General features: G+C 47.4%; 17 protein-coding genes. 6 read left to right on the forward strand and 11 right to left on the reverse strand.

Annotated features, from left to right (window positions below; all coding sequences use genetic code 11):
- Positions 1 to 139: 139 nt before the first annotated feature.
- On the reverse strand, positions 140 to 901 hold the full coding sequence (locus KME12_08875; GenBank protein ID MBW4487890.1) for a PEP-CTERM sorting domain-containing protein: 762 nt from the start codon (positions 899 to 901) through the stop codon (positions 140 to 142).
- Between the two features lie 887 nt (positions 902 to 1,788).
- Here KME12_08875 and KME12_08880 point away from each other — a divergent pair.
- Together KME12_08880 and KME12_08885 are read left to right on the forward strand one after the other, a co-directional pair.
- Positions 1,789 to 3,702: an AMP-binding protein gene (locus KME12_08880; GenBank protein ID MBW4487891.1), complete on the forward strand. Its 1,914-nt coding sequence runs from the start codon at positions 1,789 to 1,791 to the stop codon at positions 3,700 to 3,702.
- 72 nt (positions 3,703 to 3,774) lie between these two features.
- Positions 3,775 to 4,941 (forward strand): pyridoxal phosphate-dependent aminotransferase, encoded by a 1,167-nt coding sequence (locus tag KME12_08885; protein MBW4487892.1) that lies wholly within the window; start codon positions 3,775 to 3,777, stop codon positions 4,939 to 4,941.
- A gap of 53 nt (positions 4,942 to 4,994) precedes the next feature.
- On the opposite strand, the gene KME12_08890 is transcribed toward KME12_08885, so the two are convergent.
- The 7 genes from KME12_08890 to KME12_08920 form a co-directional block, all read right to left on the reverse strand.
- Positions 4,995 to 5,648, reverse strand: a complete 654-nt coding sequence (locus KME12_08890; protein MBW4487893.1) for a hypothetical protein — start codon at positions 5,646 to 5,648, stop codon at positions 4,995 to 4,997.
- Positions 5,649 to 5,659: 11 nt separating this feature from the next.
- Positions 5,660 to 5,863, reverse strand: a complete 204-nt coding sequence (locus tag KME12_08895; GenBank protein MBW4487894.1) for a hypothetical protein — start codon at positions 5,861 to 5,863, stop codon at positions 5,660 to 5,662.
- Positions 5,853 to 6,023 carry a hypothetical protein gene (locus tag KME12_08900; protein MBW4487895.1) on the reverse strand — a complete coding sequence of 57 codons (171 nt, stop codon included), beginning with the start codon at positions 6,021 to 6,023 and terminating at the stop codon, positions 5,853 to 5,855. Before KME12_08900 ends, KME12_08895 begins: the two co-directional genes overlap by 11 nt.
- A 27-nt stretch (positions 6,024 to 6,050) precedes the next feature.
- On the reverse strand, positions 6,051 to 7,367 hold the full coding sequence (locus tag KME12_08905) for a cysteine desulfurase-like protein (protein ID MBW4487896.1): 1,317 nt from the start codon (positions 7,365 to 7,367) through the stop codon (positions 6,051 to 6,053).
- Between the two features lie 57 nt (positions 7,368 to 7,424).
- A complete protein-coding gene (locus KME12_08910) occupies positions 7,425 to 8,099 on the reverse strand; it encodes a 2OG-Fe dioxygenase family protein (GenBank protein MBW4487897.1) in 675 nt (224 codons plus the stop codon).
- Positions 8,100 to 8,619: 520 nt separating this feature from the next.
- Positions 8,620 to 8,901 carry a hypothetical protein gene (locus tag KME12_08915; GenBank protein MBW4487898.1) on the reverse strand — a complete coding sequence of 94 codons (282 nt, stop codon included), beginning with the start codon at positions 8,899 to 8,901 and terminating at the stop codon, positions 8,620 to 8,622.
- A 161-nt stretch (positions 8,902 to 9,062) separates the two neighbouring features.
- Complete coding sequence (locus KME12_08920; protein ID MBW4487899.1) at positions 9,063 to 9,443, reverse strand: hypothetical protein; 381 nt, start codon at positions 9,441 to 9,443, stop codon at positions 9,063 to 9,065.
- A gap of 127 nt (positions 9,444 to 9,570) precedes the next feature.
- On the opposite strand from KME12_08920, the gene KME12_08925 reads away from it, so the two are divergent.
- The 4 genes from KME12_08925 (at position 9,571) to KME12_08940 (ending at position 13,989) form a co-directional block, all read left to right on the forward strand.
- Complete coding sequence (locus KME12_08925; protein MBW4487900.1) at positions 9,571 to 11,424, forward strand: ABC transporter ATP-binding protein/permease; 1,854 nt, start codon at positions 9,571 to 9,573, stop codon at positions 11,422 to 11,424.
- An 11-nt stretch (positions 11,425 to 11,435) separates the two neighbouring features.
- A complete protein-coding gene (locus KME12_08930; protein MBW4487901.1) occupies positions 11,436 to 12,452 on the forward strand; it encodes a DUF389 domain-containing protein in 1,017 nt (338 codons plus the stop codon).
- 141 nt (positions 12,453 to 12,593) lie between these two features.
- Positions 12,594 to 13,034 carry a hypothetical protein gene (locus KME12_08935; GenBank protein MBW4487902.1) on the forward strand — a complete coding sequence of 147 codons (441 nt, stop codon included), beginning with the start codon at positions 12,594 to 12,596 and terminating at the stop codon, positions 13,032 to 13,034.
- A gap of 184 nt (positions 13,035 to 13,218) precedes the next feature.
- Positions 13,219 to 13,989 carry a ZIP family metal transporter gene (locus KME12_08940; GenBank protein ID MBW4487903.1) on the forward strand — a complete coding sequence of 257 codons (771 nt, stop codon included), beginning with the start codon at positions 13,219 to 13,221 and terminating at the stop codon, positions 13,987 to 13,989.
- Between the two features lie 44 nt (positions 13,990 to 14,033).
- Here KME12_08940 and KME12_08945 read toward each other — a convergent pair whose 3' ends face one another.
- From KME12_08945 to KME12_08955, 3 genes are all read right to left on the reverse strand, one after another.
- Complete coding sequence (locus tag KME12_08945) at positions 14,034 to 14,177, reverse strand: hypothetical protein (GenBank protein ID MBW4487904.1); 144 nt, start codon at positions 14,175 to 14,177, stop codon at positions 14,034 to 14,036.
- Between the two features lie 216 nt (positions 14,178 to 14,393).
- Complete coding sequence (locus tag KME12_08950) at positions 14,394 to 15,131, reverse strand: Uma2 family endonuclease (GenBank protein ID MBW4487905.1); 738 nt, start codon at positions 15,129 to 15,131, stop codon at positions 14,394 to 14,396.
- Between the two features lie 593 nt (positions 15,132 to 15,724).
- The gene (locus KME12_08955) at positions 15,725 to 16,168 is read right to left on the reverse strand and encodes a hypothetical protein (GenBank protein MBW4487906.1); all 444 of its coding nucleotides are present in this window, start codon (positions 16,166 to 16,168) and stop codon (positions 15,725 to 15,727) included.
- Between the last annotated feature and the right edge of the window lie 228 nt (positions 16,169 to 16,396).

The raw sequence follows: 16,396 nt of genomic DNA on the forward strand, positions 1-16,396 counted from the left end.
CAATATCTTTAGTGATTAAACGTTGTTGATTCAAATGGGATCTAGGAAAACTAGAACTGCGATCACCCAAGCAGGAACCTGTCAGTATCGCAGTTTTAGTTTAATGGATGTTCAGTGAGTCCATAAATATGAAGCGTGTTTAGCGCTGCTTGCGATCGCGCAATAGCTTTAAGGCTCCACCGATCAAAGTCAGACCCAACACAGCGCCTGGTTCAGGGACAGGCTCAGGTTGTGGGGTTGGGGTTGGGGTTGGAGTAGGAGTTGGAGTAGGAGTTGGAGTAGGAGTTGGGGTTGGAGACGGTCCCTCAAGTTTGCTGCTACCTTGACGGTTAGATCCTACACTTTTTAGGCGGGTACCAAAGCTTTGGTTCACAAACTGATCAACTGTCAAGCCAAGAGCCTGAATGTCAAAAATTACTTTTGAGAAGAAATCTTCTGCTCCTTTGTCAAAAGCTCCGCCTTCACCAATTTGTATGCCAAAGTCAAACGACCGCTTAACTCCATCTCCATTGAGATTCACATTTTCGTCTAAATCTTTGTCATTAGTTATCCCATCATTATCAAAGGTGAAAGTGCTAGGCAGACCGTTGTCAGTTCCAGCATCCGGATTTACATCAATTAGTTTAGCTGTAAAGTTATTGGGAGCAACGGGGAAGAGATTGTTGACGTTGAAAAAGACACCGACAATATCACCGCTGCTGATGCTTTGGTCAACAGACACAGTAAAGCGTACTGTATTTGTCGCAAAGTCCTCTAGCAAGAAGTTAACTGCTGCGTCATCTCCAGTGAATTCCTCAATACCGAAGCTAAGAGAGGCGGCATTGGCTGCAGAAAAAGCCGAAGTAGCGATCGCTACACCAGTTGCTGCAAGGGTGGCTGGGAAGAAAGCGGTTATTTTCATTGGAGTTAGAAAAATTCCCTGTGTATGTATAAGTAGTGAAAACACTGGAGCTTGCTATAGCTAAATAGCGTTACTAGCGAAATCACGTACTCTAGCTCAATTTTTACGTGTTGAGGATTTATTTAGCTATGGGAGCTAGTAGCATTTATTACAATCTTCACGAATAAGCTGAATTGCTTCAAGGCCAGTTCAAAAAGTGTCACTCTCTAAGTAACTTGTTAGAAAAATGGATCCATAAAGAATTTTTCAGTATTTTTACTGTTTATTTCCTGAACTACTTATTCACTTTGAATGCTATTTGTGTAAATAGTTGCTCAAGGATTAAGAACCTGCTCAGCTAATGGTGTTTGCTATTGGCAGAAATAACGTCGTGGCTCTAAGTATCTCTTTTAAGCCAACTGTAGAATCGCATGATCTGTGAAAATCAAGCTTAGTGAAGCAATAGAGGCATGATAAATAAGTGCGTTAACATAGACGAAAAGGAGTGTTGCAAGCTTCATAAACACGCTCTAAATCTTAATTTGCTCTTTCTCGAATGACTTGAGGCTTTTCATCACTCCCCATCAAGCAGCTAGATTCAAATCTATTTTTGCAAGGGGTGAATTGCGATCGCCAAACCACTGTCACTGGCGCAACTCCTGATCTGTGGCCTTGAAAACCAAACTGCAACTGAACTTTTGCCCCAGATCAATCAGTTGCTCTCTACTTTATCGCCCATTGAGTGTTGGCAATATTTCACACAACATCTCCTGAAACCGACACATCCCTGGGCGTTCCATCAACTCCTCTACGCCCAAACTTTTGCTGACTGGAATACCGCTCAAGGGCCTCCTCCTGCCTGGTTTCCTACACCTGAGCAAATACGATCTACGAATATTTCGGCTTTGATGCAAGATCAAGCGATCGCGACCTATCCAGAACTGCATGCTTGGTCATGTCAGGATCGAGATGAATTTTGGCAGGTGATGATCCAACGCTTGGGAATTCGTTTACAGCAGAACTATACACAGATTTTGAATCTATCCCAGGAAGTGGAAGCACCTCAATGGCTAGTTGATGCTCGGCTCAATATTGTAGAAAGCTGTTTTCAAGCGCCTGAGGATGCCACTGCGATCATTTATCAACCAGAGGGAGGTTCACTCGCAAAAGTAACTTATGGAGAACTTCATGCTCTAGCGAATCGAGTTGCTAATGGTTTAGTAGAGCTTGGTTTGCAGCCAGGAGATGCGATCGCTGTGGTTCTGCCGATGACGGTAGAAGCCGTGGCAATTTATTTAGGGATTGTTCAGGCGGGTTGTGTGGTGGTGTCGATCGCGGATAGCTTTGCTGCACCGGAGATTGCTATTCGTTTGAAGATTACGCAAGCAAAAGCAGTCTTTACCCAAGACAGCATTATCCGCGCAGGAAAGCAATTACCTCTCTATACTAAAGTCATAGAAGCTCAGGCTCCACGGGCGATCGTTCTTACTGCTGCTAACCTTGCTGCTCCTAACACTCAATTGCGATCAGGAGATTTGACCTGGAAAGATTTTCTCAGCGATCAGGCACAATTTCAACCTGTTTCTGCGGCTCCTGCTGCTCACACCAATATCCTGTTCTCTTCTGGTACCACTGGTGAACCCAAGGCTATTCCTTGGACTCAAACAACACCGATTAAGTGTGCAGTAGATGGGCATCTCCATCAGGATATTCATGCTGGAGACATAGTGGCGTGGCCGACTAATCTCGGCTGGATGATGGGGCCGTGGCTGATCTATGCCAGTTTGATTAACCAGGCGGCGATCGCGTTGTATTACGGGACTCCGACAACAAGAGAATTTGGTCAATTTATTCAGGATGCTCGTGTGACGATGCTCGGTGTCGTGCCTAGTTTAGTGACGGCTTGGAAGACCACTGATTGTATGAGAGGGCTAGACTGGAGCGCCATTAAAGCCTTCAGCTCCACAGGTGAGTGCTCCAATCCACAAGATATGTTGTTTCTCATGTCTTTGGCAGGTTGTAAACCCATTGTGGAGTACTGCGGCGGCACTGAAATCGGTGGAGGATACATTACTGGAACTTTAGTGCAACCCTGTATCCCTGCTACTTTTACTACCCCTGCCCTCGGTCTTGATATTGCTGTTCTAGATATAAAGGGACAACCTGCGGACAAAGGCGAAGCATTCATCATTCCTCCATCTATTGGTCTCTCTACTCAGCTGATGAATCGAGATCACCATCAAGTGTATTTTGCTGGTACGCCTCAATTAGCCGTTGAGCATCAGAACCTAAGGGCCAGGAGTCAGAAGTCAGGAGTCAGAAGTCAGGAGTATTCTCCTTCATCCCTCCTCCTTCGTCCTTCATCCTTCATTTCCCTCCGTCGTCATGGCGATCGCTTGGAGCGTTTGCCGAATGGGTATTATCGAACACAGGGGCGGGTGGATGATGCAATGAATTTGGGTGGAATTAAAGTGAGTTCCACAGAGATTGAGCAAGTACTGAATACGGTTGAGGATGTTTGCGAGACAGCAGCGATCGCGGTATCACCTCCTGAAGGTGGGCCCAGTCAGCTAATTATTTATGTGGTTGCTCCGAATACCTCAAAGGCTAAAGAGAAGCTGAAAACTGCTCTGCAAAAGGCGATCGCCCAGAATCTCAACCCTCTCTTCAAAATCCATGATGTGGTTATAGTGGACACCCTGCCGCGCACAGCTTCCAACAAGGTCATGCGACGAGTCCTGCGGGATCAATACCGAGAGCTTTCGGAAAAACATCGAGATGAAAGCGCTCAAAATCTGTTGAATCGTCCGGAGAAGACCTAACTCCTCTTTTCTACAGCCTAGGAAGAAATGGGAGAGCCTACTAAATTTTTTCTATAAAGTGAGTTGAATATGGTGATCTTTGCGGAACGAATGAGTCATTTGGGCACCGAATCCGCTTTTGAAGTGCTTGCTAGAGCCAAAAAGCTAGAAGCCCAAGGAAAAAGTGTGATTCACCTAGAGATCGGACAGCCTGACCTCCCTACTCCTGACAATATCTGTGAAGCGGCTTGCCGAGCCATGCGCGAGGGATATACAGGATATGGTCCGGCGGCTGGACTATTGGAGTTCCGCGAGGTGATTGCTGAGTATATCGCAGCGACTAGAGGTGTGGAAGTTCACCCAGATGAAATCGTGGTCACACCTGGAGCGAAACCGATTATATTTTTTACTATTCTGGCACTGGTAAACGCAGGAGATGAGGTTATTTACCCCAATCCAGGTTTTCCCGTTTATGAATCGGTGATTAACTTTGTAGGAGCCAAAGCTGTCCCCCTGCCGTTACGAGAAGAAGTAGACTTTCGCTTTTGGATTGAAGATCTGATCAATGCTATTTCCGATCGCACCAAACTATTAATTATTAATTCTCCCCAAAATCCGACCGGAGGGCTGTTAATGGCAGAAGATTTGGCGGCGATCGCTGAACTTGCTCAGAAACACGATTTCTATATCCTCTCCGATGAAGTGTACTCCCGGATGGTCTATGAAGAGGAGCATCAGAGTATCTTCAGTTTGCCAGGGATGCAGGCACGGACTATTTTGCTGGATGGCCACTCTAAAACCTATGCGATGACAGGTTGGCGCTTAGGATATGGTGTGGCTCCCCAGGCGATCGCAGAAAAGATGGTGCAATTGATGATTAATTCAAATTCTTGCACCTGTTCGTTTACCCAAATTGCGGGAATGGAAGCGCTAACTGGGCCACAGGATGCGGTGGAGCAAATGATGGCTGAGTTTCAACAACGACGAGATGTGATTGTCGAGGGACTCAATGCGATCGCGGGTATCCAATGCCGCAAACCCGCAGGGGCTTTTTATGTGTTCCCTAATGTCAAGCAGTTGCCTATTGCCTGTGACGCTCTTGCCGATTATCTTCTCGAAGAAGCAGGGGTTGCAGTGCTTTCAGGAACTGCCTTTGGTCAATATGGAGATGGTTACTTAAGGCTTTCCTACGCCAATTCTCTAGAAAACATCCATGAGGCGTTAGAAAGAATTCAAATCGCGGTGGGTAAGCTGAAATAAGTCGATGATATAAGAATTTGGCTCCCCTTCCCTCGCAGGGAAGGGGCTGGGGGTTAGGTCTCTTCCGTAAGACGTAATGCCGCGATATTTTGGCAAGAGAAAGTTGCTCCGTCTGTACATCGACGGTGAATTAGTTCTATGATTTGTCCTGCTAAATTTTTGAAAGACCACTGACACAGACAACCGTCATCTTGAGGCACTGTGGATAAAGGTACAAAGCCTTTTCTCTGACATATTTCTGCTGCTGAGTTTATATCATTGGTATGCAGAGCCACGTGATGGACAGTATTCAAACCCCTTTCCTGGATTAGGCGATCGAGCTGATCATGAGGGGTATGAGGGGCAGCTAGAACAACAATCCCACCCGATGGCATCAGAACTGAGAGAAAATACATCGTTAGGTCATCAGGGAAAGAGGTTAGACCCGGACAAAAATCCTGTGGCCATATTCCTGGCCCTTCAACAGCTTGTGCTCCATACTGGATCAAGCGATCGCTGTATTGGTTGAGAGCTAAAGCACTAGAAAACAACATGACTAGGTGATCGACAATCACCCTTTCATCAAATAATGTTGTGCTAAAAGAAGCATCTAGAAACTCAGGTGTCTTGCCTTCCTCTTTATAGAAAAGTAGTCCATTAATTTCTACAAAAGGTGGTTCGTGAATAGTTTGAGATTGGGGTGAAGTGCGATCGCTAGAATATGACATAACCGATTTACCTAAATCACGTCATGTTTTTTGCCGACTCCTGCAAACGCATCAATGCAGCGATCTAGATGTGCTTGAGTATGAGCGGCGGAAAGTTGAACCCGAATGCGGGCTTGGCCTTGGGGTACTACGGGATAACTAAAACCAATCACATAAATGCCTTCGTTCAGCAAATCGCGAGCCATAGCCTTGGCTAACTTGGCCTCATACAGCATAAGGGGCACAATTGGATCGATATAAGGGAGAATTGCTTTCAGGATGAGGTGGCGATCGCCCACTCTCTACAACCTGTTCTACCCCATAGATCCGACGCAGAGCTGTCACCAAGTCACTGCCCAATTGCCCCTGCGCCCCAGTTACCAAAGTTCTATTCATTCTTCATAGCTTCTCATAGCCAGTATTTCACAGCTGTAGGGGCGGGTTTAGCTCAAATGCTGGTCCAGTCGATAATCTGTTCACAAAACCCGCCCCTACGAGTTCGGTCATCTCCTCCAAGGTCTGTAGCAAACGATTTACCTCATCCATCGTGTTGTAATGAACTAGGCCAATCCTTAGCAAACCACCGCTTGCTGCCAGCCCTAGCCGTTCTATGACGCCCAAGGCATAGAAATGACCATGCCAGGTAAAGATGCCGCGATCGCCCAGTTGCGTTGCGAGTTCGTAAGGTGTGTAACCGTTGATGCGGATACCGAAAGTAGGAGTTCGTTCAGCTAAGCGATTTGGGTCGGTGATGCCGTAGACAGTGACACCCGGAATCTCTAGTAAACCCTGCAACAAGGCTTGGCTCAGTTCTGTTTCATAAGTGTGAATTGCAGATGTCACAGCAGCTAGCGCCGCTTGACGGTTTTGTACCGATGGATTAACTCGATGTCCCAGCTCCGTTAAGTAACCTAAGGTAGCGAGTAAACCTGCCATGCCTTCATAGTTTTGAGTTCCTGTTTCCCAACGAGACGGCACCTCATCCGGAGCGGGCAAGACCTTGTAAGGTTGGATCTGTGCGAGATGTTCTCGCTTGGCATAGAGGATTCCCAGGTGTGGCCCAAAGAATTTGTAAGCTGAGCAGACGAGGAAATCACAATCAAGGGCTTGCACATCGATCGCGCCGTGGGGGGCATAGTGCACCGCATCTACAAATACCCAAGCCCCAACTTGATGGGCCAGCCGCGTGATTCTGGCAATGTCGTTAATCGTGCCGACCGCATTAGAGGCATAGCCAACTGCAACTAATTTGGTGCGTTCATTTAGCGATCGCGTCAATTCATCCCAATTTAGGGTGCAATCCTCTGGATGCATATCCACTGTGCGAACCACAATGCCCCGTTCTACCAGAGCTTCCCAGGCACAGACATTAGCGTAGTGGTCAAGAGTGGTAACAATGATCTCATCTCCAGGTTGCAGTGTCCGACCGATTGCCCGACTGATGGCGTAGGTGAGAGTCGTCATGTTAGCCCCAAACACAACTTCATCACTGCCACAGTTGAGAAAGTCAGCCACAGCACTCCGAGCGGCGGCAATTAGCGTATCTGTCCGATGGCTCGTAGCAAAAGCACCATGAGCGTTGGCATTGGAGGTGAGTAGATAGTCACTGATGGCATCTACCACTGTCTTTGGGACTTGTGTACCACCAGGGCCGTCACAGAAGATAGCAGGTTGACCGTTGATCTCTTGAGTCAAGGCTGGAAACTGAGAGCGAATCCAGTTGAGGTCAAGGGCAATCATAAAAGTCTCCCAATTAATAAGGTTTATTTCGGTGGAAGCTTTATTTCGGTGGAAGGTTTATTCCGGTACAAACAGGCCAGGACAGGTGAAGACAAAGACATCCCGCTCTCCGTCTTCAGGGGCGATCGCGCTCACCGAGGAGGTGAAATGGAAGTATTGATCATCTCTAAATACTAGAAGCTCACCGGGGTTAAGCACTTTAGTAAAAGCTGGGCTGCTTTGTTTATCTTTATAGAGATGTGTTTCACCGCCTTCAATGCGGGCACGATTCACGGAAAATATGCCGACTAGATCAACGCCATCGCGGTGAATGCCTTCTGGGGCAGGATTTCCTATTTGTTGAGAGGTAGCGGTGGTTCTAATTTGGTGGACGGCAACTTCTTTATGAGGGGTGCAAAGTTGACAGAACTGAAAAAATTCCCAAATGATTTTTTGAAAGTCTTCTAACTGAATTAAGCCATCATCCAGCTCTGCGTATTCTCTGGCCACATCACCCAGTAAAGGATTGTAAGTTTTCGACTGGAATAAATGCCGATGGGGGAGTTTATTCAAGCGATCGCCTGCAATTTGGAAATGAGAAAGACGCCTAAAGCGGTAGTTACCCGCTAAATAGGGATCGGGTGGAAGCTGGTCAAAGAATGGCTTGAGTTGATCGACTTGCACAGCCGTCACCATTTCTAGGATGTAGCTGGCTAGGCAATCAAACTCTTTAGGCTTGGATAGGTTCAGCATGTTACCTAACTTCCTCGCTTAAATTGTTCAGCAGCATCCAATCCTACTGGCTGCAATTAAGCCACAGGATTAACTCGAAATATGAGTTCTGTAGTGCTAAGCTTTGCTACTTACAAAAGATCAAAGAGAGAGTAAGACGGCAAAAAGAGAGGCAAGATGTTAGAGAATACGGCGCTGTAGTGTTAGTAAGGTTGATAAAACAAGCCCCTCTTAAATAGCTTTACTAAGGTAGGGTTGAGTGATGCGCCACTACCTAGGCCAAACTATCAGCAAAGCTTTTGACAATCCTTGAGAATCACACCTCATATTTCATGGATGCTGATTTCATTGTAGTAATACTTTTTTGATGTTGTCGATCCCTGATTCTACTCAGGCCGTTTTTTGCCCAATCTTCACAATTTTTCGGCTCTACCTATTTTTATGAATCTACTTTTATTTAATTAAAATTTATAATTAACGACTTTGATCAGAATCAAATCTAAGGGCGGAATCAAGGTGAATTCCGCGATCGCCATTGCACTCAAGAAGCCGAACCTGCATCCTCGACAGAACTTTCGGCCAAATCAATTCGCAGTAATTGTCGAGTCAGCCAATGCAAGCTCAGAAAAACCAAACTACTGCCCACCAACAGCATCACGCCTAAAACGGTACTGTATCCCTTGGTATGCCACCACAGCCGTTGTAGGATGGCCAAACTGAGTTGGCTGGGCTGGTTTATCCGTGGCAGCGGATCTCGAACCAAACGGTAGCTCTGATTGTTCAACTGGTTTTGTGCTTGGTCTGCCTGAGGTGCGATCGCCATACCAATTACTCCTATTAGCCCCAGCTTGGGCCACCAAATTTTGCTCTACTTAATCTACGGCAAGTCGGTAGATTTATGTGTATTTAGGAGTATGGCACTGCCTACTGAAACAAAACAAGTTCAAATGTTACTTTTTTGGAATTTGTCTAGAACGAGCGAATTTATGACCGAGGCGAAAAGTCTAAGCAACCTTCACAAGGTCCATAGGGATGCACCGCACATCTAATATGGGGCGATCGCGCTGAGTAAACACATTGAGGATTACCTAAGGGTTTTGGGTACGAGGTGGCGAGTTGAGTCCGAAACTCAGCGTTAAGCTGGGCAAGTCGCACTTTATACTGCTGCCACTGCCACCACAGGTTCACTAAGCTCAGTGGTAAATAAAGGAGAGAGCTACCAACGACGATTCCCGTAATTAATCCGGGCGAGCCTGCTTGCAAGGCCAAACAGAGATTGGCGAACATGATGCTGATCAAGCAGTAGTTGCTATACCGCATTAAAGCGCGATTTGAGTGTCGAAATAGAGATTGAAAAAATGCCATGATCGTGGCCTTGGTAGAGCTTGGCCCTGATTCAGAATAGCGTTTCATTGGCAGCGATGTGAGTTTTGCTAGCAAGACAAAACGGTAATCATGCCAGCGGTTAGCAGTGCGGGCTATCGTGGAGAATATGAAGTATCGTAACCTTTACACGGGGCTTTACACAGCTCTGCAACGGCGCTTGCAGGAACTCCCCCAATCGCTGAATTTGTTTCAATATGGTGGCCGCGCTGTGGAGTTGGTTTGGTCAACCAATCACCGCTTGACGATCGCCTTGGCTCTTTTTACCCTAATTGCGGGGTTGCTTCCTGGCGCGATCGCCTATGTTGGCAAACTCATTATTGATAGTGTAGTGGCGGCTTCGCAGTCGCAATCGCTCAGCGATCGCTGGGACGCACTAGGATACCTTGGCCTAGAAGCGATCGCGGTTGCCTTGTTGGCGGGTAGTAAGCAAGGACTCACGCTCTGTCAGTCATTGCTGCGGGTGTTGCTGGGGCAGAAAGTGAATGTGCTGATTCTCAAGAAAGCCCTGACTTTGGATATGGCGCATTTCGAGGATTCAGAGTTTTACGACAAAATGACCCGTGCCCGCCGGGAAGCTTCTAGCCGCCCCTTAAGTTTGGTAGGGCGAACCTTTGGACTGGTGCAAGATAGCTTAGCACTGATTACCTATGGCGGGTTGCTGCTGAACTTCTCCATTGGAGCCGTCTTTGTGCTGATGTTGGCCGCTGTGCCTGCCTTTATCGCCGAGACTCGCTTTGCAGGGCAAGCTTTTCGGTTGTTTCGTTGGCGTGCCCCCGAAACCAGAGAGCAAACCTATTTGGAAACTTTGATTGCCCGTGAAGACTTTGCTATGGAGGTGAAGCTGTTTCAGTTGGGGCCGTTGCTCTTGACTCGCTATCAAGAGATCTTCCATCGCCTTTATGATGAAGACCGCAGCTTAACCATTCGGCGCGGACTGTGGGGTTACTTGCTGGGATTACTCAGCACAGCGGCTTTTTACGCAGCTTATACCTGGATTGTGCTTGAGGCGATCGCGGGGCGAATCTCTTTGGGTGACTTGACCATGTATTTGGTGGTGTTTCGCCAAGGTCAGACCACCTTTTCCTCGGCGCTAAGTTCCATCGGTGGTATGTTTGAGGACTCTCTTTATCTTTCTAATTTGTATGAATTTTTAGAACAAGAGATTCCTCAGCCTGCCGGAACTGCTAAGCGGGGGCCAGTCCCTGGAGATGGAATTCGTTTTGAAAATGTCTCTTTTACTTATCCCGGCAATACCCAACCTGCTTTAAACAATGTTTCTTTCCATCTTAGGCCCGGAGAAAAGATGGCGATCGTAGGTGAAAATGGTTCTGGCAAAACCACACTAATCAAGCTACTCACCCGCCTCTACAGCCCTAGCTCAGGCCGTATTTTTCTCGATGGTCTAGATTTGGAAGCTTGGGACACGGAAGTGCTCCAACGTCGCATTGGCGTGATCTTTCAGAACTTTGTCCGCTACCAATTTACTGTCGGAGAGAATGTGGGCGTGGGAGATGTGGAACATATCACTGACTCACCGCGCTGGGAAGTTGCCGCCGACAAGAGTATGGCTTTGCCCTTTATTCAGGAAATGGCAGAGGGATTTCAAACTCAGTTAGGTAGGTGGTTTAAAGGGGGGCGAGAGTTGTCGGGTGGACAGTGGCAGAAGATTGCTTTGTCTCGCGCTTTTATGCGGACAGGGGCCGATATTCTGGTTTTAGATGAGCCTACTTCAGCGATGGATGCAGAAGCGGAGGTGCAAATCTTCAATCACTTTCGAACCGTGACTGAGCACCAAATGGCAATTTTGATCTCTCATCGCTTCTCGACCGTGCGAATGGCTGATTGGATTGTAGTGCTATCGGCTGGGGAACTGATTGAGCAAGGTAGCCATGAAGACTTGCTACAAACAGGCGGGCGCTATGCTCATTTGTTCTCTTTACAAGCAGCGGGTTATCAGTAATGTTGTCAGTAATGTTTAAAGGGATTCGCGATCGCCTGAACCACTTTAAAGCTCGAAGAACTGAATCGCTGCAACTGGAGCGGCTACAAACAGAGCTGCTGGAAGAATCTAAGCTGGGGATCTCCTACTTAATCCTAATTATTGGCTCTTGCGCGATCGCCACTTTAGGATTGCTAGCCAACAGCACCGCTGTAATTATCGGCGCGATGATTATTGCTCCCTTGATGTTACCCATCCGAGGGCTGGCTTTTGGGGCTTTGAAAGGGGATATTCATCTCTTTCAGGAAGGATTGCTTGCCGTCAGCGTAGGCACTTTATTAGCGGCTAGCCTAGCCTGGGTTTTAGCCATGATGGTAGGACTACCCAGCTATGGCAGCGAAATCATCTCCCGTTCAGAACCAACCCTAATCGATCTAGGAATTGCGGTGGCCGCTGGCAGCATTAGTGGCTATGCCAAAGTGCAACCCAAAATTTCTGAAAGTTTAGCAGGAACCGCGATCGCTGTAGCCTTAATGCCGCCTGTTTGTGTGATCGGCCTAGGCTTAGCCCAAGGAAACTGGTCGCTTAGTTGGGGAGCCACCCTACTCTACCTAACCAACTTGCTGGGCATCACGCTCTCTTGTATGCTGACGTTTCTCCTAGCGGGCTATATGCCGTTCCACCAAGCTCGCAAAGCTTTAGGTTGGGCACTAGCGTTCACAGCCGCGTTGCTGCTGCCCTTAAGTGTGGGCTTTGCTGAACTAATCAGACAATCCCGTTTGGAAAGTAGCCTTCGCACAGCCTTAGTGAACCGAACCATTACTTTTCAACGATTAGAATTGTTAAGCATCAACACCAACTGGTTAACGAAGCCCCCGCAGGTACGGGTAACAGTGCGATCGTCAGGCCCAGTGACCGCAAAGCAAGTCCGCCTCTTAGAGGCCTTTGTCGAGCGGGAAATGGGACAACCTTTCACATTAATTTTTACGGTGAGCGAGGTCAAAGAAGTGACCCGTGACGAACCCAGGCGATCGCCTGCTCAGCCCTAAGGCGACCCAAATCTGAAGCACCAACTTCTTAATAAAAATGTGATATGGCTATCAGCCCCATGAGTCAGTGGCTAGTTATAGTGGAAGGAGCATCCTAGCTCCATGTTTATTTGGCATTGGTGTAGCAGAATTCCATTTTTTATGAACACTGAACTGCTGACTCGAAAACCTTGGTTCGCCCTCGTTCTGCTCGTTTTAGCCTACACGGTGTTAGGGTGGCATTTATCGGCTCACCACATCTTTTGGCTAGTCGGCACTTTTGTCATTGCGGTCACCTTAGTAACCGCTTGGAAAAGCCATCCAATTCTGGAATCACTGGTTTGGTTTGCGACTCAAAAATTGCTAATTGTAGTCGGCCTTAGTATGCTGTTTAGCGTTGCCGTCACTCTGGTATTGACGAAACCCATATTATTGAACCTAACGCTGCTGCCGCTGGTTTCGCTGCTATATGCAGAATTAGAAATGAGGGCCACTGGTTTTAAGCAAATAGACGTGTTCTTTTGCTCAGTCTTGATGGCTGGCCTGGGCTTGTTAGTAGGGGAAGCTGTGGATTTGTGGGTGATCCCCAGTATGCGCTATTAAATTTTACAGGTCTCACCATCTTAGAAATACGTATATATACATATACAAAATTACATCCTGAGTCGGAGGCAGCCAGCTCGCCCTAACTTCTAGTCTGGTAGACGAAGCGTACATGCAGCCAGTTAGAGAAGTAGTTATGGCCCATATTCTGCTAATTGACGTAGCATGAGGAATCGATCGGTTCATGACTTTGGCAGAAGTTGCGGTATCTACACCCTTGAATGTCGTCTTTCTCTCAGGTCTGTCAGCTGTCGCTCTAGTTATAGTGCATGTATTCTCTAGTAGGTTACGTTTTCTAAAAGTTGCCCCTCGTAGCCGCTGGTTATCGTTTGGCAGTGGCGTGTCAGTTGCCTATGTTTTTGTCCATATCCTACCGGATTTGAGTGTTGCTCAAGAGACTCTACACCAAAGCTGGGGAGAAGGATGGACATTTCTAGACCATCACGTCTATTTGCTGTCATTGGCTGGCTTAGTGGCCTTTTATGGATTAGAGCGAGCTGCAAAAGTTTCTCGACAGCGTAACCAGGCAGCAGGCCAAGGAGATGTAACTGAAGTAGAAGTCTTTTGGCTGCACATGGTGTCATTTGCACCTTACAACGCCCTAATCGGCTATCTTCTACTGCATCGAGAAGAATCCGGAGTTATGAGTTTGCTACTTTTCGCAGTAGCGATGGGCTTACATTTTTTGGTCAATGACTACGGCCTTAGAGAGCACCACAAGAAGCCCTATGACCAAATAGGCCGCTGGATCTTGTCCGCTGCTGTGATGGCTGGCTGGGCTATAGGCAGTGGCACTCAAATTCCTCAGGCGGCGATCGCAATCCTGTTTGCCTTTTTAGCGGGTGGCATTGTGCTGAATGTTTTGAAGGAAGAACTACCAGACGAGAGAGATAGCCGCTTTGGAGCCTTCGCCTTCGGTGCTATGGGTTACACAGCTCTTTTAGTGGCTTTGTGACCTTTTGGCGTTATCAGCGGATGACACAGATGTACAGGAACTAATTAAATGTCGTCGTGACTAATTAGTGTCGTCAGCCCAGAGTGACTACTGGATAAGTATTCCAGCGATCGCTCTGGGTCTAAAAGCTTACTGCAAATTACCTGAACTGGAGACAAATTGCGTGTCACAATCCAGATTAATGACAAATTACCTGTCGTATCTCCTCAAGGGCTTAAACTAAGGATGTGACAGATTAGCTGTCGTGATTTAACCCTCAGTGGTGCTTGAGGCTAAATTTTATCAAGACTCATCACTTAATTGGAAAGAGGTGCTCGCTCGTTCCCGAAGTACACGGGCGATCGCTTAACTCTGAATTAGGGTTGATCTATCACGTTACAAAAACCCTTTTCAGTAGTTTTTAACTAATCTAATTCGTTTGGGTCTAGTCCCATTGCCTGCAATCGGGCTGCTAGTCTGTCGGCTCGTTCGGCATCCGTAGGAATCCAACGGTTCTGGGCATCGTACCAACGGAGCCACTGGCGTTGAATGCCGCTGTATTCCCCATGCCATATTCCTATGCCGATATTCAGAGTTGGCATCCACAGCTTTGGTTCTGTGAGTTCTACTTCCTGATATTGGCCTGCAACTAGGGTAAAACAGCGGAGCAGGTTGGTGTAGCGGTTGAAGAGGATGTAATAAGGAATGCGGAGAATTTGCTCGTAGACTTCCCATTTGGTGGGAGGTTGGCCGCTGCTGCGATCGCGCTGACCGAGGTCTTCGGCTTCGGTGCCTGGGGAGAGTAGCTCGACTACAATGCTGGGACTGATGCCTTCTTGCCAGATGACGTAGCTTAAACGCAGGTCTCGGTTTTCGTAAAGACGAGGCACGCCGACCGCAGCGAACCAGTCGGGACGCTTGTACCAGTTGGGGTGGTGAACGTCGTAATACAGGTTGAGATCGCCAGCAGTAAAGACTTGGTCGGCAGCATAGTCTGCCAAGCGAAAGGTAGCACTCAGTAGTTGGGGCTGGAGGTAGTGATATTCATCGGGCAAGCCAGGTTCCTCTAGATTTTCGCTAGGCAAATCATACATGGTGGGCAGTACTTCTTTGGGCGATCGCGGGGGATCGGTCTGCTCAATGGAGGGTTTTGCCAGCGTCATATTCAGCCTGCTGTAGTTTTAAGAACAGGGACATGGGGCGATCGCTTTCTATTTTAATGGTGGCAAAGACAAAGAGAGGACGGAGAATGTTTCGCTTCCGCCCTCTTGTATGGTTTCAATTAGTCCATTTCAACTCATTAGTGAGGCGCTGAGACTGGCGTAGGCATTGTCATTGTCCCGTTCGGGTTTTCAACTAATCCGATTTTGGTTTACCGGTAAAGCCATCCGCTCCATGAAGTCGGGGCTAGCCAACGATCAGCGGGCTACCATGTTTCCAACTAATCCGATTTTGGTTTATCGGTAAAGCTTCCCGATGCTGATGCCCCAGTACGATTTACTTTTGTTTCCAACTAATCCGATTTTGGTTAATCGGTAAAGGGACTATTGGATCCAGAGTTACGGCGAATTGGTTACATTGTGCGTTTCCAACTAATCCGATTTTGGCTGCTTGACTGACAAAACTAAAAAGCTGGAAAGCGTTTCAGGACAATAAATTCACGATTAAAAAACTGATCGTGTTGTCGTTGAGCAGCGAGCGCAGGTTGAGGGTCGGGGGCACTCGATAGAAACTGAAAAAGAGAAAGTTTCCATTGTTAAGTCAGGGCTAGACGAATCCAGTTCCAACCTAATTTGAGATAACTCATGCCCCGACGCCAATGAGTATCGACTAAACGACGCTGGCCCAATGCCACTACTTGAGTCCCTTGCAGCACCAAAAACAGCATCGTCAGCGCAATCACGCCACAGAGTTGAGTCAGCGCAAATTTGTCTCTTAAGCGTGATGCTTCGAGGCTAAAGCCATTAGATTTGAGGTCCAAGAAAGATTCTTTCACTTGGAACCGGAATCGGTATTGGGCAAAGGTTTGTAAATTGGTAAGTTCGTCACTGACAATCACCCAATCCTCGTCACTGGGTTGGTCATGAGCAAAGGCCAGATAAACATTGGCATCGGGCTTCCTTTTACCCAGAGACACAGCGGGAGTGAAGTAGGCTTGTCCGGGTTGCAGTCGGACTGATGAAACCTTGTACCTTGACATTGACTCAAATAATCATGCAACGCATCATAGAGACGGGAAGTAGGAGCCATGGGTTTTGCTAATGGGTGTGGTAACTGATCAGCTTAAACCAAGCTCCTCTTCCTTCTTACCTTTCGTTTCAATCCCTTAGACTTTTGTCAGCCAAGCAGGAGAACAAGGGCTTTGTATCTTAGAAAACTCAATCGATTTCTTCGCCGATGGGGTGTGTTGGGGGAAGCCCGAACGCAA

This window comes from Trichocoleus desertorum ATA4-8-CV12, from assembly GCA_019358975.1.
Taxonomy (GTDB): Bacteria; Cyanobacteriota; Cyanobacteriia; order FACHB-46; family FACHB-46; genus Trichocoleus; species Trichocoleus desertorum_A.

What these genes read in the sequence shown, in the direction of transcription:
- KME12_08875 (MBW4487890.1), bottom strand. Translation starts at nt 901, where the DNA reads ATGAAAATAACCGCTTTCTTCCCAGCCACCCTTGCAGCAACTGGTGTA.
- KME12_08880 (MBW4487891.1), top strand. Translation starts at nt 1,789, where the DNA reads ATGCAAGATCAAGCGATCGCGACCTATCCAGAACTGCATGCTTGGTCA.
- KME12_08890 (MBW4487893.1), bottom strand. Translation starts at nt 5,648, where the DNA reads ATGTCATATTCTAGCGATCGCACTTCACCCCAATCTCAAACTATTCAC.
- KME12_08895 (MBW4487894.1), bottom strand. Translation starts at nt 5,863, where the DNA reads ATGCTGTATGAGGCCAAGTTAGCCAAGGCTATGGCTCGCGATTTGCTG.
- KME12_08900 (MBW4487895.1), bottom strand. Translation starts at nt 6,023, where the DNA reads ATGAATAGAACTTTGGTAACTGGGGCGCAGGGGCAATTGGGCAGTGAC.
- KME12_08905 (MBW4487896.1), bottom strand. Translation starts at nt 7,367, where the DNA reads ATGATTGCCCTTGACCTCAACTGGATTCGCTCTCAGTTTCCAGCCTTG.
- KME12_08910 (MBW4487897.1), bottom strand. Translation starts at nt 8,099, where the DNA reads ATGCTGAACCTATCCAAGCCTAAAGAGTTTGATTGCCTAGCCAGCTAC.
- KME12_08915 (MBW4487898.1), bottom strand. Translation starts at nt 8,901, where the DNA reads ATGGCGATCGCACCTCAGGCAGACCAAGCACAAAACCAGTTGAACAAT.
- KME12_08920 (MBW4487899.1), bottom strand. Translation starts at nt 9,443, where the DNA reads ATGGCATTTTTTCAATCTCTATTTCGACACTCAAATCGCGCTTTAATG.
- KME12_08925 (MBW4487900.1), top strand. Translation starts at nt 9,571, where the DNA reads ATGAAGTATCGTAACCTTTACACGGGGCTTTACACAGCTCTGCAACGG.
- KME12_08930 (MBW4487901.1), top strand. Translation starts at nt 11,436, where the DNA reads ATGTTTAAAGGGATTCGCGATCGCCTGAACCACTTTAAAGCTCGAAGA.
- KME12_08935 (MBW4487902.1), top strand. Translation starts at nt 12,594, where the DNA reads ATGAACACTGAACTGCTGACTCGAAAACCTTGGTTCGCCCTCGTTCTG.
- KME12_08940 (MBW4487903.1), top strand. Translation starts at nt 13,219, where the DNA reads ATGACTTTGGCAGAAGTTGCGGTATCTACACCCTTGAATGTCGTCTTT.
- KME12_08950 (MBW4487905.1), bottom strand. Translation starts at nt 15,131, where the DNA reads ATGACGCTGGCAAAACCCTCCATTGAGCAGACCGATCCCCCGCGATCG.
- KME12_08955 (MBW4487906.1), bottom strand. Translation starts at nt 16,168, where the DNA reads ATGTCAAGGTACAAGGTTTCATCAGTCCGACTGCAACCCGGACAAGCC.